At 52.1% G+C, this 15,624-nt stretch carries 14 protein-coding genes; 5 read left to right on the top strand and 9 right to left on the bottom strand.

What is annotated here, in order from left to right; translation table 11 throughout:
- The first annotated feature begins 104 nt into the window (after positions 1-104).
- Together rlmN and NYE24_RS18410 are read left to right on the top strand one after the other, a co-directional pair.
- Entirely contained in the window at positions 105-1,193 is a 1,089-nt protein-coding gene (rlmN, locus tag NYE24_RS18415) for a 23S rRNA (adenine(2503)-C(2))-methyltransferase RlmN (RefSeq protein ID WP_342476363.1), read from the top strand.
- 33 nt (positions 1,194-1,226) lie between these two features.
- Positions 1,227-1,514 (top strand): DUF6509 family protein, encoded by a 288-nt coding sequence (locus NYE24_RS18410; protein ID WP_036691905.1) that lies wholly within the window; start codon positions 1,227-1,229, stop codon positions 1,512-1,514.
- A 440-nt stretch (positions 1,515-1,954) separates the two neighbouring features.
- On the opposite strand, the gene NYE24_RS18405 is transcribed toward NYE24_RS18410, so the two are convergent.
- From NYE24_RS18405 to NYE24_RS18395, 3 genes are all read right to left on the bottom strand, one after another.
- Complete coding sequence (locus tag NYE24_RS18405) at positions 1,955-2,707, bottom strand: alpha/beta hydrolase-fold protein (RefSeq protein ID WP_036691908.1); 753 nt, start codon at positions 2,705-2,707, stop codon at positions 1,955-1,957.
- A gap of 13 nt (positions 2,708-2,720) precedes the next feature.
- Positions 2,721-3,890, bottom strand: coding sequence for an ATP-grasp domain-containing protein (locus NYE24_RS18400; RefSeq protein ID WP_342476362.1), 1,170 nt, complete (start codon positions 3,888-3,890; stop codon positions 2,721-2,723).
- 96 nt (positions 3,891-3,986) lie between these two features.
- The gene (locus tag NYE24_RS18395) at positions 3,987-4,418 is read right to left on the bottom strand and encodes a MarR family transcriptional regulator (protein WP_036691913.1); all 432 of its coding nucleotides are present in this window, start codon (positions 4,416-4,418) and stop codon (positions 3,987-3,989) included.
- Positions 4,419-4,651: 233 nt separating this feature from the next.
- Here NYE24_RS18395 and NYE24_RS18390 point away from each other — a divergent pair, with 233 nt between their 5' ends.
- The 3 genes from NYE24_RS18390 to NYE24_RS18380 all read left to right on the top strand — a co-directional run bounded on the left by NYE24_RS18390 (position 4,652) and on the right by NYE24_RS18380 (position 7,825).
- Positions 4,652-6,118: an MDR family MFS transporter gene (locus NYE24_RS18390; protein WP_036691916.1), complete on the top strand. Its 1,467-nt coding sequence runs from the start codon at positions 4,652-4,654 to the stop codon at positions 6,116-6,118.
- 116 nt (positions 6,119-6,234) lie between these two features.
- Entirely contained in the window at positions 6,235-6,717 is a 483-nt protein-coding gene (greA, locus tag NYE24_RS18385; protein ID WP_036691918.1) for a transcription elongation factor GreA, read from the top strand.
- 181 nt (positions 6,718-6,898) lie between these two features.
- Positions 6,899-7,825 (top strand): AEC family transporter, encoded by a 927-nt coding sequence (locus NYE24_RS18380; RefSeq protein ID WP_076156524.1) that lies wholly within the window; start codon positions 6,899-6,901, stop codon positions 7,823-7,825.
- 61 nt (positions 7,826-7,886) lie between these two features.
- Here the strand turns inward: NYE24_RS18380 and NYE24_RS18375 are convergent, their stop codons facing one another.
- The 6 genes from NYE24_RS18375 to NYE24_RS18350 all read right to left on the bottom strand — a co-directional run bounded on the left by NYE24_RS18375 (position 7,887) and on the right by NYE24_RS18350 (position 15,425).
- Positions 7,887-8,273: a VOC family protein gene (locus NYE24_RS18375; protein WP_036691922.1), complete on the bottom strand. Its 387-nt coding sequence runs from the start codon at positions 8,271-8,273 to the stop codon at positions 7,887-7,889.
- Positions 8,274-8,354: 81 nt separating this feature from the next.
- Complete coding sequence (locus NYE24_RS18370; RefSeq protein ID WP_342476361.1) at positions 8,355-9,215, bottom strand: AraC family transcriptional regulator; 861 nt, start codon at positions 9,213-9,215, stop codon at positions 8,355-8,357.
- 134 nt (positions 9,216-9,349) lie between these two features.
- Positions 9,350-10,216 carry an IS3 family transposase gene (locus NYE24_RS18365; RefSeq protein ID WP_342479259.1) on the bottom strand — a complete coding sequence of 289 codons (867 nt, stop codon included), beginning with the start codon at positions 10,214-10,216 and terminating at the stop codon, positions 9,350-9,352.
- 35 nt (positions 10,217-10,251) lie between these two features.
- Positions 10,252-10,776 carry an HTH domain-containing protein gene (locus tag NYE24_RS18360; protein ID WP_342476360.1) on the bottom strand — a complete coding sequence of 175 codons (525 nt, stop codon included), beginning with the start codon at positions 10,774-10,776 and terminating at the stop codon, positions 10,252-10,254.
- Between the two features lie 48 nt (positions 10,777-10,824).
- Positions 10,825-12,000, bottom strand: coding sequence for an ATP-binding protein (locus NYE24_RS18355; protein WP_342476359.1), 1,176 nt, complete (start codon positions 11,998-12,000; stop codon positions 10,825-10,827).
- An 8-nt stretch (positions 12,001-12,008) separates the two neighbouring features.
- The gene (locus NYE24_RS18350; protein ID WP_342476358.1) at positions 12,009-15,425 is read right to left on the bottom strand and encodes a response regulator; all 3,417 of its coding nucleotides are present in this window, start codon (positions 15,423-15,425) and stop codon (positions 12,009-12,011) included.
- Positions 15,426-15,624 lie beyond the last annotated feature (199 nt).

Here is a 15,624-nt window from a genome sequence, read left to right as displayed (position 1 = left end):
TTTAATAAACGAAATTTGAGACAATAAGGTATTGTTGCTGCTAATGTCCCTGTCAAGGTAAAATAGATAGGTTGAACTTTAATGTTTTGAAAAGAGGATATGAAATGAATAAAGAATCCATTTATGGATTGACTTTGGAAGAGTTAACGGCATGGCTGCTGGAGCATGGGCACAAGAAATCCCGGGCCACTGCGGTCTGGGAATGGCTGTACCGCAAGCGGATTACCAGCTTCGCCGAGATGGACGGAATGAATCAGGAATGCACAGCGCTGCTGGAAGAGCATTATGTGTTCCAGACGATGGAAGAGCATGTGAAGCAGGAATCAGCCGACGGTACAGTGAAGTTCCTCTTCCGCCTCCATGATGGCAACCTGATTGAGACAGTGCTGATGCGGCAGAAATACGGCTTGTCCGTATGTGTCACTACTCAGGTCGGCTGTAATATCGGATGCAGCTTCTGTGCGAGCGGACTGCTGGCGAAGAGCCGGGATCTGACCAGCGGCGAGATTGTGGAGCAGATTATGAAGGTTCAGCATTATCTGGATCAGGCAGGCCACGGCCAGAAGGTCACCCATGTCGTGGTTATGGGGATCGGCGAGCCGTTCGATAACTTCCGGCATCTGCTGAACTTCCTGATTACCATCAAGGATCTTAAGGGTCTGGCGATTGCCGGCAAAGGAATCACCGTATCCACCAGCGGCCTGGCGGACAAAATCAGAGAATTCGCCGACGCCAATATGCAGGTTAATCTGGCGATCTCGCTGCATGCCCCGAATAATGAGCTGCGGACACAGATTATGAAGATTAACCGGGCCATTCCTATAGAGAAGTTAATGCCGGCGATTGATTACTATCTGGAGAAGACGAACCGGAGAATCACGCTGGAGTATATCCTGCTGAAGGATATCAATGACCGCGAGGAGCATGCGCTGGAGCTGGCTGAGTTAATCGGAGACCGCCGCCAGTTGGCGAACGTCAACCTGATTCCGTATAATCCCGTGGATGAGCATAGCCAGTATCAGCGGAGCGAGCGGGAGTCGGTGCGTGCGTTCTTTGATACGCTGAAGAAGCAGGGCGTCAGCGTCAGCACCCGGTTGGAGCAGGGCGTCGATATTGATGCGGCCTGCGGCCAGCTGCGCAGCAAGCAGATCAAGAAGATCAAAGGCAAAGCCGCAGATACTGTGTTACAATAATCTGGCAGTGAATTGAGAAATGAGGAATGCAACTTGTTGACATTTACAAGCTACACCGTGGAGAACGTAAGAGATCCTTTTAATATTCTAAGCGGCAAGCGATATGAGTTCGTCGTGAATATTGATGTGCCGGAGGATGATGAGCTGTACGTGGAGAACGGCGTGTCCGCCCGCGTGATTGTCAAAGTGGAAGAAGAGCAGACAAGCTTGGTCAGCTACGATCTGCTGGAGACCTCCTCAGGCCAGCTGCTCGATTTCGATATGGAAGAAGATGAGGAAGCGGCGCTGCTTCAGTTCTGTTCGGAGCATGTACCTGCATAGTAAGAGGCGATAGTGGTCTCAAGAAAAAGGAACTGCTGATTTCAGCAGTTCCTTTTTTGATGCTTGATTCGCAGAGTACTTAGTTGCTGAATGTGGCTGAGGGTAGCCGCGAGGAGCAAGAGTGAACTTGGTATGCTGAAAAACGAGTACCATCGGTTGCTAAAAGCGGCGTATGGCCCAAATGTATGTGAAAAACAGCATACATTGTACTCACATGCAGGCATATGGCCCGAATGTATGTGAAAAACAGTATACATTGTGATCACATGCAGGCATATGGCCCGAATGTATGTGAAAAACAGCATACATTGTGCTCAAATGCAGGCATATGGCCTGAATGTATGTGAAAAACAGCATACATTGCAGTGGCGCGCAGGTAATCCCATTCATCCGGTAGGATGATTTTATTCAAATCAATTCGCGTTCAAGTCACAGCCTCACTAGCCCAAGCAGCCTTCCACATAATAATGAATCTGCTTGTTCCACCACGGCCAGTCATGGCTGACATCATGGCCCCAGTAGTCGATCCGGGCCGGAATGCCCTTCTGCCCCAGCACCTCCTGAAGCAGCCGGGTCTCATGAAGCATCTCGTCCTCATAAGCCCCTTGACCGACACAAGCAATAATGGTGCTGCTGCGGTACTGGTTCAGATAATGCTCATCCGTCAGGCCCGGCAGGTAATGCAGCGGTGAATTGAGATAGACGTTCCCGCTCATATAGTCGCCGAAGAAGTAGTAGGTGGAGTAGACGCCGCTCAGGGCGATCAAGGTATCGAAATAGTGCGGATAACGGAAAAAGAAGCTGGCGCCGTAATAAGCGCCCATCGAGCAGCCGGAGATCAGAATGCGCTGGTCGGTCCCGCCGTTATTCTGTTTGCTCTCATGGAGGATGCCGGGAATCAGCTCATACGCAATATATTTGTCATACTGCTCATGACGGTGTATCCGGTCCTCGTTGTTCCAGTGGGTGGAGAAGAAGGTCTCCTCATCCAGACTGTCACAGGCCCAGATCTGCAGCTTGCCCGCTTCAATGAAGGACGAGAGCGTATCGATCATGCCCGAATCCTCATATTGATAAAAGCGTCCAAGCGAGGTGGGGAAGACGAGCATCGGTTTGCCGGCGTGGCCGTATATTTTGTACTCCATGTCTCTGCCCAGGTTGTGGCTGTACTCCTTATGGTAGCTTATCCTCATCCGTTAACACATCCTATCCCTCTTCTTGTTGAATATAGCCTCTAATGTCTCTGACCTCCGAAAGCTCGGGGGAACGGAACTGATAAGCGCGGTTGCCCATCGCTCTGCTGAAGACCTCTTCAATCTCGTCATAATTGACAATCTTCCCGCCGAATTCACGGTAGATGTCCTCATGGCTGTGAGCGTAATGCTTATGATTCTTGCGGCTGGCATAGCCGGTATAATATTTGCCTTCGTATGGACCGCCAACCTCATTGTGCACAACCATGCTGGCCCATTCCTTATACACATTGAGATCATAGGCGAAGTTAATCGCATCAGTCATCCAGGCGCCGGGCGGACGCATATTCACTTCCAGGGCAATGATCCGGCCATCCTTGTGCGATTTGAACAGCTCGATATGGAAGAACCGTTCCCGGATGTCAAAAGCCTGCAAAATGCTCCGCCCTGCCTCCTCAACCTCCGGACTGATCTCCCGCAGACAGAAGTAGTAGAGGTGATTGTCCGTATTGACGACATCCATCACACTGTTCTCGAACAGGTGGCTGACCGCGAAGCGCACATTCCCGTCCCTGTCCACCAGGCCGTCATAGGTGAGGATGACCCCGTCTATGAATTCCTCAATAATGAAGGCTACATCCTCCGGCTTCGTGTCAAAAAAGTGCTGGAGCTCCTCTTCGTTATTGATCTTATACGTATTACTGGCCCCGGAGCCAAGATCGGGCTTCACCACCAGCGGGAAGCCGGCGCTCTGGATGAAGCTCTCTACGCTGTCACGCGTTGTACCGGTGGAGAACTGGACAGTGCTTACCCCGCTTTTGCGAAAAAACTCCTTCATCTTGGACTTCTGCTTGAGATTATGGACGAAATCCGACTTGGTGCCATAGATGTTGAAGTCCGTACGGATGGCGGCATCCTGCTCCAGCCAGTATTCATTCAGCGACTCGAAGCGGTCAATCTTGCCGTACTTATGGGTGAAATAGCCAACAGCCCGCAGAATCTCCTCATAGCTCTCCAGATTGCTTACCTTATAGTATTCGGTCAGTGCCGATTTCAGCTTGTCCTCCAGCTGGTCATAGGCTGCATCGCCAATTCCAAGCACCGTGGCCCCCTGCTCCCGCAGATGCGTACAGAATTCAGCGCTGTTCTTGGGGAAATGCGGGGAAAAGAAAATAAAGTTCATGCAGACCGGCCCCTTTGACTAAAATATAATTCCGAGTTGTTTTGTATGATTAATTCAATCTACCAGCTTCACCAGCATCCGTCAATCCTCTTTGTGCTATTTTTGCTGCAGGGTGCGGTTGAGCCGGGCGAGCAGTCCGCTGAAGAGTCCGCAGTCCTCCGGGGACCAGTCCTCGAAGATCTCCCCGTAGCGCGCAAGCCGGATGTCCCGGGCCTCGGCGAAGGTCTGTGCACCAAGCGCAGTAAGCTGAAAATAGCTGGAGCGCCCGTCCTGCGGATCCGGCACCCGCTCCACATAGTTCTTCGCCTCCAGGACGCTTGTCTGTCTGCTGATGGTAGAGGTGTCAAGGCCGAATTGTTCGGCTAGCGCCTTAACGCCTACCTTGTCGTGCGTCGACAGATGGTGGAGCAGGGTATACGAGGAGCGGTCCAGCCCGCCATGCTTCTTATCCAGCGAGCCGTGGCGGATCAGCGTAATCAGCTCCTGATTCAGAGCTTCGAGGTGCTTGTCCTTCTGTTCATCAGCCATAGTTAGATTCCGTCCTTTACTGGTAACTTTGTCATTTGTCATATGTCTCCCTAGTATAATTGATAATACCGGCCTTATGCTAAGGCTGTCTGAGATTCTCGCCTCATTATGAAAGAATCATGAAATAAGTCACATTGACTTTCAAATACATAGTTGTATAATACACATATATTAATTTAATTGTATCATACACCTATATTAAGGTGAACCGCAAAATAGAGGAGAGAGCGCCCTTGAGCAGTCCGGCGGCAAAACATTCATCATTCTGGCTGATTATTCTGGCCATTTTTTTCGGTAATTTCATGGCTATTCTCAGTACAACTACCATTAATGTTGCGTTCCCGGTTTTCTTGAAGGACTTCCACGCCGGGATCAGCACCGTACAGTGGATGATTACCGGCTATCTGCTGGCTACCGGCGTCATTGCGCCTGTGGTGGGATATTTCGGGGATAAATGGAGCTATAAGGTTCTCTACGTATTTGCCCTGTCGGGCTTCACCTTGTTCTCGGCACTATGTACGGTGGCCTGGAATATTCACTCACTGATTACCTTCCGCATTATCCAGGGAATATTCGGCGGCCTGATTATCCCCACCACCATGACGATGATTTATCAGTTTATCGAAAAAGAAAAGCAGGCCTTCGCCATGAGCCTCTGGAGCCTGTCCTCGATGCTGGCGCCTGCCTTCGGCCCGACACTCGGCGGCTGGCTGACCGGATACTTCGGCTGGAAATCGCTGTTCGTGATTAATCTGCCGATTGGCCTGATTGCCATTGCCGTAGCGCTGAAGTGCCTGCCGTTCCAGCGGCAGAACACCGGGAGCAGAAGCTTTGATCTGCCGGGCTTCGTCACAGTCATTCTGAGCAGCGCCTTCATTATTCTAGCCTTCAATAAAGGGGGCGCCTGGGGCTGGATGTCATGGAACACCCTGACCCTGCTGCTGGTTGGGGCGGCGGCCTTAACGTATTTTATCCGCAGAGAGCTGTCGATCCAGGAGCCGCTGCTGAATCTTAAGGTATTCCGGCAGAGCCGGTTCACCTACAGCCTGATCATCAACTGTATTATCACCGTTGCGTTATACTCGGGGACCTTCCTGATCCCGGTCTTCCTGCAGGATATCCAGCAGTCCACCCCGCTGAAGACCGCGCTGGTGCTGCTGCCGGGCTCGATCGTGATGGCTGTTCTGTCCCCGGTGGTCGGCAAGCTGTACACCCGGATCGGCCCGTTCTGGCTGATCCTGGGCGGTATTCTGCTGCTAAGCGCCTCGACCTGGGAGCTTGCCCACATCACGCTGGCCGTGACCCATACCCGTGTGGCGGTGCTTATGGCGGTGCGCAATGTCGGCATTGCACTGGCCTTCATGCCGGTGACCAATGCCGGCATGTCGGCGGTGCCAAGAGCCATTACCGGCCATGCCTCCTCTGTAACCAATTGGGTCCGCCAGGCTACAGGTGCCTTATCCATTGCCGTATTCAGCTCGCTGCTCGCTTCCAGATCGCTTGCCCATCAGCAGGAACTGGCGGACGGGACGGCCCGGGCAGCGGGTTCTCTGCTGAAGGCGCAGGGGATGACGATGGGCGTACAGGATATTTTCCTGATCGCTACGGCAGTGGGACTGCTGGCTATTCCGCTGACCTTCCTCCTGAGAGGCAGTAGCGGCAAGCCAGCAGCTGCCCCTGCTCCGCAGGTGGAGACTTGAAGCCGTGACTCTGCCGTAAATACTCCTTTATCATGCGTTATAGCGCTTTCTCTTCGCATGTTGGGCGATTATGAGTTAGAATACTATAAAGCGAGCAAATCATAGGAGTTGTATACATGTCTAATAATGACGAAGTATTTTTGACCAAAGAGGGCTTGGCCAAGCTGGAGGAAGAGTTGAGGGAACTTAAGGGAGCAGGGCGCAAGGAGCTTGCAGCCCGGCTTAAGCTGGCGATCAGCTACGGCGATCTGAAGGAGAACAGCGAATACCACTCCGCCAAGGAGGATCAATCCTTCATGGAGACCCGCATTATGATTCTGGAGAAAATGCTGATCAAGGCGCAGATCGTGGATGCCAGCAATATGGATCTGAGTACAGTCAGCGTAGGCTGCATCGTTATCCTCAACGATGTAGAGTACTCGGAGAAGATCGAATATAGAGTGGTTGGACCGGCGGAAGCCGATGTGCTGGACAACAAGATCTCCTACGAGAGCCCGCTCGGCAAAGAGCTGATCGGCAAAAAGGTAGGCGATATCATCAGCGTCAACGCGCCGATGGGAATCATCAAATACGAGCTGCTTGAGATCAAAATGCTGTAAACCGAAGTCCTAACCGGAATCCCGTGGCCCTTAATTTGAGGGTGCGGGATTTTTGTTATGTTTTGGGGCGGGGGGCTGCCCATAGGCAATTGCTATTAAGGATATTGCTTCCTTGTCTTAGACGCTCCCTGCTAAGGAGGGTTATATTAGAAATAACTACTACATAGAGGAGTCCTGGCTTGTGATTCAGACTGTACTCACGACACTTGTTGAGGTCATCGTACCGCTGTCCATTCCGGTGGCCGCCGGAGCGCTGCTTGGACGATATAAGCAGCTTGATACGAAGCCTCTGCTGACGCTGTACCTGTATTTTCTCAGTCCGGCTATTATTCTCGACACGCTGGCTACGGCGGATATCTCCTTCGATGATGTCTATAAGACACTCGCGTTCTCGCTGCTGAATCTGTTCCTCTTATGGAGCGTGGCGACGCTGATCGGCAAAATCCTCAAGCTGGCTCCGCCGGAAGCCGCTGGTCTTACGCTCATCTCCACCTTCACGAACAGCGTCAATTACGGCCTGCCGCTGGTGCTGCTGGCCTTCGGCCAGCTGGGCCTGGACAAGGCATCGGTTTACGTCATCGCCCAGATGGTGATTGTGAATACGATCGGCGTGTATTTTGCCGCCCGTTCACAGTTCTCCGTACGCAGCGCGTTGAAGTCAGTCTTCTCGCTACCGGCTATTTACGCCGCCATTCTGGCACTGCTGCTGCGGGCGCTGGGCCTGCATATGCCGCATGAGCTGGCTTCGGGGGTGTCGATGGTTGCCGGTGCCTATTCGCCGGTTGTGCTAGCGATTCTCGGCGCGCAGATGGTGAAGGTCAGAGCCGCGCACACGGAGCGCAATGTGCAGCTGGCCTTCTGGACGGGGCTGACCGTCCGGCTGGTGCTGGCTCCGCTGCTGGCCGCGCTGGTGCTGCTCGCCCTGAACATCACAGGCACACTCTTCTCGGTGCTGCTGATTCTGGCATCCATGCCGGTGGCTGTCAATTCCGTCGTTTTGGCCGAACGCTTCGGCAGCTCGCCTGCGCTGGTCTCGCGCTGTATCGTCTGGACCACGCTGGCTTCTTTCCTGGTCCTGCCGGTGCTGATTGCGGCGGTGGGGGGATAGGTATGCGGGCTGAATGTATGCGAAAAACCGAATAGAGGGGCAATAATGCCCCTGGAAGTAATTATTCGGACACAGACACTTCACTCATCAAGGCATGTACATTCTTATCGGGGTCCTGAAAGAACGTCATCCAGGTTGCGGTTTGACCCATCTCAGCCACTTTATGCGGCTTGTCCAGGAAATGTACATTCCGCCCGACTAACGTTTCGTACGATGCGTGAATATTGTCAACCTGGAAATAGAATACCGAGCTGGGATGGTCGAACCGCGCGTCTTCAGCAATACTCAAGACCAGCTGAATCCCGTTACACTCCAGGAAGGTCATGTTCGGGATTTGAAATAACAGGTTTAGGCCTAGAGTATCTTGATAGAACCGGGTGGCTGCTTCCATGTCATGTACCCGAATGGATATTTGCCCGATGCCTTTAATTTGGAATTCTGAATTCATGTAAATATCGCTCCCTTGTGTAGGTTGTATGTTCCACGCAGTAAATGTAACATGTGCGGATGAAGATTTACTTTTCCAAAATCACTTTTTTCTAAACATCTGGGGCGATAATCCCGTTCTTTGTTTAAAAACCTTATTGAAGGAAGAGACATTGTCGAAGCCAACACTTAGGCTAATCTCGGTTACACTGTTTTCCGTTTGACAAAGGAGACGCTGTGCTTCAAGTATCCTTTTTTCAAGGATGAACTGGTGTGGTGTTCTTTTAAAAAAGTGACGGAAGTTGCGGATTAGATGGTTTTTAGAGAGACATGCGACTTTTGAGACTTCTTCAAGAGACACGTTTTGGTTGTAATACGCATGTAAGTACTCGTATGCTACGGTCAACCGCCGGAACAGCTCCTCCCTGGTGGCCGGGCGCGTGCCGGGGACGGTACTAATTTCTTGAACAATCTTCTGATGGACGTTAAGCAGTGCTTGAATCAGATTTTGATACTGTTCATCGACCCAGAGATTCTCGCTGCCGAATACAGGTAAGGAATTCTTAAAGTTCTCAATAAGCGGAGTGATCAAGTGACTATGACGGTATGACTTTGTATAAAATTGCAGCGGGTGCTTAGATTGTGAGAATGGATCGTCTAAAGACTTTTCTGCTCCGACATGAATAGCTCTAAGAAATTCTTCAGCATAACCTGCCTTGAAAAATACGCAAAAAGAGTCGACCTCTGTATCTGACTCAATGGCTATCCCGTACGGCTCCCCCTCATTTAAAAGGAGATAGCCCTCTTCCTCCACAGCATAATGACCTAGCTTTGTTTTGTAATAGGCACGACCATTCCGAAATGTCTTGATCGAAAGGGGGCCAGCGCCTTCCCAATGATGAGTTGTACTTCGGGCTTGCAGAACGAAGTTCCGCTGGAACAAAGGGAATGTGGAGGTTCCCATCTATACAATTCATCCCTTTCCGCAATTGGTTCATTCCATTCTACAATAGTCCTCACCGATAACAAAGAAGCTCCCTCTTCATCATCTTGAACTGTGACCCGATTTGAGGACGGTTTAAAAGAAACACCCTAGAGCTAGCTCGCTAGGAGATGACTCCTGAATTCGTCAGGAGTCATCTTTTTTAATGTCCATTGGTATCGCTCGGAGTTATAGTAGGCAATATATTCCGAAACACGAGCCCTGACTTCCGTAAGATTCTGACAATCTCGAACGCTCATTTCATCTTTCATATGCCCAAAGAATGACTCCATCGATGCATTATCCCAACAGTTCCCTTTACGGGACATGGACTGTTGAAAACCTGCCTGCTCAATGAGAAGACGAGTTTTAGGATGCGTGTAGTGCATGCCCTGATCGGAGTGGAAAATGGCTTCTGGATGAAGGTTTCCATCCAGCCGTTCCAGCAGGCGCCGAATCGTCTTTTCAACGAGTGGTAACTCTAGTGTCCCTGCTACACAGTCGGCAAGAATTTGTCTCGTTGCTCCATCTTTTATGCACGAAAGATAAGCCCACTGTCCGTTTCCGTACCGCAGATACGTGATATCGGTTAGAAAGACTTTCTCCGGCTCGTTCTGGTCAAATTGGCGTTTCAGTAAGTTTGCACAGGTCTGATGCTCCTGCGTAGCCTTTGCCATCTTACGGTACGGGTTAGCTTGCCGTATGGCCGCGACAAGGTTAAACTTACGCATTAATCGGCGAATCTTCTTGTGGTTCATGGTGACCCCGCTGAGGTGCTCCAAACGCATCTTAATCACCAAAGCGCCAGCTCTTCCTTGTAATGCGTCGAAGTGTTGCTTAATAAGAACAAGGTCACGCTCGTCGTCGGCTGTACGAAGTTGGCGTCTTTGCTCGGAGCCCAGCCATCTGTAATAGCCACTGGTGCTCACGGCGGCGACTTCACAGAGATAACGCGTCATGCGGCTGAGTCCATGGGCTCTCAGGGTGTAATGAATGATCTCGTAGCGCTCCGAAGGTGTTAAGGTCTTCCTTTGTTCCGTTCGAGCGCTTCGAGCTTTTTTAGAAAGTCGACCTCAGCTTCTAGTAATTTGATCTTCGCCTTTGCGCGCTTCAGTTCTTCGTCAGCAGACAAGGGACTTGCAGGCTTTCGCCCAGCGCTGCCTTTGCCACGCCGTTCTTCCAGTAGTCCCAGTTCACCATATTTAGCAAAGCTATCTCTCCAGCGTTTCAAACTATGCTTTGGTTTTTTAGAACCGATGAGATCCAGGTCAAAGCCCGCCCTAAGAAATATTTCTGACGGGGGTGTCCCCTCGTTGTAGGCCTTCACTGCCGCCAACTTAAACTCAGCAGTATACGAAATATTCGTCTCGGATACTCGCTGAACATTTGGATTCTTCTCTAATCTTCTGATGATATCTTCCGTAAATAGGGTTCGATTTAAGTTTCCCACAGCCTTATCCCGCTCCTTTTCCAATATTCTGATTAAAACACAAAAGACCCACAAGATGGTCACTTTTTTCAAAGTGTCTTTCTTGTGGGTCACAGTTCATCTGAAGGGGGAGCTTCTTTCATACAATCAGCGGCCAGGGTCTCAGTCCGGCTGGCCCTCAGCGACCTGGATGGTGAAGATGAAGGTAGCTCCGCCCACCACATCCGGCTTGGCATAGATCGTACCGCCCATGAGGTCGACCAGCATTTTGCAGATGGACAGACCGAGTCCGGTGCCGCCGAACTTGCGGTTGATGGTGGCTCCAATCTGGGTGAACGGCTGGAACAGGTATTTCATCTTGTCCGCCGGAATGCCGATCCCCGTATCTTCGATAATGAACTCTAGCTCCAGCAGCTGGTCCATGACCTGCCGGAGGCGGACATCCACCTTGACGCCGCCGGAATGCGTGAATTTGATGGCATTGCCGATCAGGTTATTGAGTACCTGCCGCAGACGGTTGGGGTCACCGGTGAGCAGGGCAGGGATGTCAGGATCAATAAAGGTCTCCAGAGTCAGGCTGCGTTCTCTGGCCAGCGCCCGGAACAGATCAACGGTCTCCTTGAGGCAGGAGTGAAGATTGAACAGCTCGTAATCGAGCTCCATTTTACCGGATTCGATCTTGGTGAAGTCCAGGATATGTGTAATGACAGAGACAAGCGCGTGACCGCTGGTATGAATGATCTCAGCCATCTCCTGGTCGTCAGCGGACAGCTCGGAGGAACGAAGCACATCTGACATGGCAATAATTCCGTTCAGCGGGGTACGGATCTCGTGGCTCATCATGGCGAGGAAGCCGCTCTTGATCCGCAGTGCCACCTCGGCCGTCTCCTTCAGCTCGGTCAGGATGCTGTTGGCGGTCTCCAGCTCCTGCGTTTTGAGCTGCAGCTCCTTGTGGGTCTGGTAGAGACGGACGAAGCCGTCAATCTTGCTTTTTAACACGGTCGGATGGAACGGCTTAGTCAGGTAGTCAATTGCTCCGGCCGAGTAGGCCATCATATAATTCTCCAGTTCGGAGGTCAGCGAGGTTAAGAAAATAATAGGGATATCCCGGGATTTCTGACGCATCTTAATCCGCTTCGCCGTTTCAAACCCGTTCATGCCGGGCATGAGCACATCCATAATGATCAGGGCGAACTCCTGCTCCAGCAGACATTTCAGAGCATCCATGCCGGTGAGGGCATGAACCAGCCGGTAGGGCGACTCGGCCAGCAAAGCCTGAATGGACAGGAACTCGTCTGTCCGGTCATCTACAACCAAAATATTAATCGGATACTCCATGCTGCCTCCTATTGAATCAACCATAATTTCAGCACTCTCACCAGTTGTGTGGTATTAATCGGTTTGGATATATAATCGTTAGCTCCTGCTTCAAGGCATTTGACCCGGTCTTCCTCCAGGGCGCGGGCGGTCAGCGCAATAATGACGATCTGATCATAGCCCGGGTTACGCCGGATATGCTCCATCGTCTCGTAACCGTCCATCTCCGGCATCATGATATCCATGAAGACCAGTTCAACGCCCGGGTGGGTCTCCAGATGCTCCAGGGCTTCTCTGCCATTCTGGGCAAAGCTGATCTCCATATTATAACCTTCCAGCACACTGGATAACGCAAAAATATTACGCATATCATCATCCACAAGCAAAATACTTTTGCCGGCAAAGGCGGACTCCGGATTATGCAGATTCTCAATCAGGCGCTGCTTATCCAGAGGCAGGTCTGCATGCTTGCGGTGGAGGTACAGGGCAGTATCATCATAGAGACGTTCCATTGAACGCACGTTCTTGATTACAATACTCTCAGCGTAGTGCTTAAGGCGCTGCTCATCTGTCTTGCTCAGATCCTTGCCTGTATAGATAATGACCGGCAGGGTCTGCAGCTTGCGGTTGGTCTTGACCTGCTCCAGCAGGTCGAAGCCGGAAATATCCGAGAGGCCCAAGTCAAGCACCATACAGTCAAAATGATGGCTCGCCAGATGCTCCATTGCTTCTCTTCCGGTACCCACCGCAATAATGTTCACATCGGGATGGGCGATGAATTCAACAAGACTGCCGCGCAGAACCTTGTTGTCTTCGACAATCAGCAGACTCTTCACCGGACGGCGGATATAAGTCTCGATCTGGAGGAAGGCTGCTTCCAGCTCCGCATAATCATTCGGCTTCTTCCAGAAAGACAAAGCGCCCATCGACAGGCTCTGCTGGTTCTCCTCGGCTGTAGAGATTACATGCACAGGGATATGCCGCAGCTCCGGCCGGCTCTTCAGGCGGCTGATAATGGACCAGCCGTCCAGAACGGGAAGATGCAGGTCCAGCAGAATAGCATCAGGCTTATAGGCATGGGCCAGGGCAAGTCCCTGATCGCCCTGGAAGGCGACGATGGCCTTGAAGCCCCGGCTGCGCGCCAGCTCCAGCAGCCGGGCGGCGAATTCGGCGTCCTCCTCGATAATCAGCAGGGTGATATCTCCGCTTAGCAGATTGCCCCGGTCATCATCCATCTCCGCATATTGCAGCAGCTTCGGATTGGAGATGGAAATGTCGGGCACGAAGGACTCGCGGAAGGCCGGATTCTCACGGCGGATAGGCTCGGAAGCCGGAATCTCCGGAGAGGCTGCTGCTGAATAGGCTGCGGCAGCAAGGGTCTGGGCATCCTCTCCCGGTTCCACAGCGGGAATAATCAGGGAGAAGGTGCTGCCCTTGCCCTCCATGGAATCCACCTCAATTCTTCCGCCGAGGAGTGTAGCCAGCTCCCGGCAGATCGTGAGGCCGAGGCCAGTGCCGCCGTATTTGCGGCTGGTGGTGCCGTCCGCTTGCTGGAAGGCCTCGAAGATGCTCTCCAGCTTAGAGGCGGCGATGCCGATACCGGTGTCGCTGACGGCGAAGATAACCTCCCCGCCGCTGGTGCGGATCGACAGGGAGACGGAGCCTTGCTCCGGTGTGAATTTGATGGCGTTGGATAACAGATTATTCAAGACCTGCTGCAATCTGTGACCGTCAGTCATCAGATAATCAGGCAGCCGGTTGTCGGAATGGACATCGAACCGCAGGTTCTTCTTCTTGGCCTGCTGCTCGAAATGGCGGTGGATATGATTGCTGAGATCCTGCGGGGAGACCGGCTCGATGACCGGGGTCATTTTGCCGACCTCCAGCTTCGCCAGATCAAGAATCTCATCGATCAGCTGCAGGAGATCCTTGCCTGCCGAGAAGATCGTATGCACGTATTCCAGCTGCTTCGCTTCCAGATTGCCGTCCTTGTTCTCGGCAAGAATCTGCGAGAGGATCAGCAGGCTGTTCAGCGGGGTGCGCAGCTCATGGGAGACATTCGCCAGGAATTCTGATTTGTACTGTGCAGCCATGAAGATCTCCTGTGCCTGAGCCTGGATCTCCTCTTTCTGCTTCTCGGTAAGCTCGACTTGAAGCAGCAGCTGATCATGGGAGGCGGCCAGCTCCTCCTTCTGGGTCTGAAGCTCATCGGCCTGAGCCTGCAGTGTATCTGTCTGGGACAGCAGCTCCTCCGTCTGAGATTGTAACTCCTCCGTCTGGGCCTGGAGCTGCTCCTTCTGCTCCAGCAATTCACTTGTCTGGGCCTGCAGCTCATCGGCCTGGGCCTCAATCTCGGCTTTTTGCTCCTCTGTCAGCTGCATTTGCGTCTGGAGGTGTTCATTGGAGCTTAGCAGGCTCTCAGCCTGAACCTCCAGCTCTGTCTTCTGGTCATGCAATTGCTCAGTCTGCGTCCGGAGCTCCTCGGTCTGAGCCGCAAGCTCCTCGGTCTGAGCTTCAAGCTCCTGCGTCTGGGCCAGCAGCTCCTCGGTCTGAGCTTCCAGTTCATCCTTCTGCTGTTGTGTCTCATTCAACAGTTCTTCAATTCTGGCGACATCCGCCAGCGTATTCATCATCACGCCCATGTTCTGTCCGGTGCGTTCAATCAGCTGCATCTCCTTGGAGCTGAACGGGCTTAAGGCCGCCAGTTCCATGACAGCTACAACTTCCTGTTCATGCTTAATAGGAACGATAATCAGCGAGGAAGGGGCAGCTTCTCCGAGACCGGAGCGGACCTTGATATAATTCTCCGGGAGATCCTGCAGAACGATCATCTGCTCATCCAGTGCGCATTGTCCGACCAGGCCGCTGCCCAGCGGTATGGATTCCTGTTGCCTTGCGGCATCATCGAAGGCATAGCCGGCTGCGAAGCCCAGCTGACTGCCCTGCTTCAGATAAATAGCCCCATAGCTTCCGCCGACAGCGGTAGCCAGCCTGCGGATGAACACACGTGAGGCTGTTTTCAGCTGGACAGAGCCCTGAAGCAGCAGCGCCATCTCTGACACCTGCGTATTAATCCAGGCCTGTTCCTCGGCTCTAAGCCGCAGCTCGCGCTCTTCAGCGGTTCTGTGGTGAAGGTCAGCTGCCAGCCCGAAAAAGGAAGCCGCCAGCTGCCCGAATTCATCCGTCCGCACAGTAGCCGCCGCCGCAGGGTTAAGACGGTCTGCGGCGATATCCTGCGAGATCTCCATAATCCGCTTCAGGCCGCGGTCTACATTCCGTCCGATACTGTAAAGAAGTCCGATACTGACCAGAATGCCGACCGAACCTAACCCTGCTGCAATCATGCGCGAGCCACCCTCCATAAAGAGGAGTGATATAGTAATCATACTGCCTAGCAGCAGTATAGTAACTGAAGTTGCTAACCACACCTGTTGTTTTATTCTCATTGTTCGCCGCCTTTGTTCAGTTAGAATGTTAAGCTATATAATTATAGCTTTTATGGAACTTCAGTGATATAGAAGACAGGAAGAAAACACCGTACACCTAAAATTTACATGGCGTTCCGGAGTCAGGCCTGCTTTTGCCTGGGGTTTCATGAAAACTTTGAAATCACCGCAATTTACTTAAAATTTTGCTTGTAAGCAG

This window comes from Paenibacillus sp. FSL H7-0350, from assembly GCF_038593195.1.
Taxonomy (GTDB): domain Bacteria; phylum Bacillota; class Bacilli; order Paenibacillales; family Paenibacillaceae; genus Paenibacillus_AQ.
This window is presented reverse-complemented; position numbering and strand designations above follow the sequence as displayed.

What these genes read in the sequence shown, in the direction of transcription:
- NYE24_RS18355 (WP_342476359.1), bottom strand. Translation starts at nt 12,000, where the DNA reads ATGGAGTATCCGATTAATATTTTGGTTGTAGATGACCGGACAGACGAG.
- rlmN (WP_342476363.1), top strand. Translation starts at nt 105, where the DNA reads ATGAATAAAGAATCCATTTATGGATTGACTTTGGAAGAGTTAACGGCA.
- NYE24_RS18350 (WP_342476358.1), bottom strand. Translation starts at nt 15,425, where the DNA reads ATGAGAATAAAACAACAGGTGTGGTTAGCAACTTCAGTTACTATACTG.
- NYE24_RS18405 (WP_036691908.1), bottom strand. Translation starts at nt 2,707, where the DNA reads ATGAGGATAAGCTACCATAAGGAGTACAGCCACAACCTGGGCAGAGAC.
- greA (WP_036691918.1), top strand. Translation starts at nt 6,235, where the DNA reads ATGTCTAATAATGACGAAGTATTTTTGACCAAAGAGGGCTTGGCCAAG.
- NYE24_RS18395 (WP_036691913.1), bottom strand. Translation starts at nt 4,418, where the DNA reads ATGGCTGATGAACAGAAGGACAAGCACCTCGAAGCTCTGAATCAGGAG.
- NYE24_RS18400 (WP_342476362.1), bottom strand. Translation starts at nt 3,890, where the DNA reads ATGAACTTTATTTTCTTTTCCCCGCATTTCCCCAAGAACAGCGCTGAA.
- NYE24_RS18370 (WP_342476361.1), bottom strand. Translation starts at nt 9,215, where the DNA reads ATGGGAACCTCCACATTCCCTTTGTTCCAGCGGAACTTCGTTCTGCAA.
- NYE24_RS18375 (WP_036691922.1), bottom strand. Translation starts at nt 8,273, where the DNA reads ATGAATTCAGAATTCCAAATTAAAGGCATCGGGCAAATATCCATTCGG.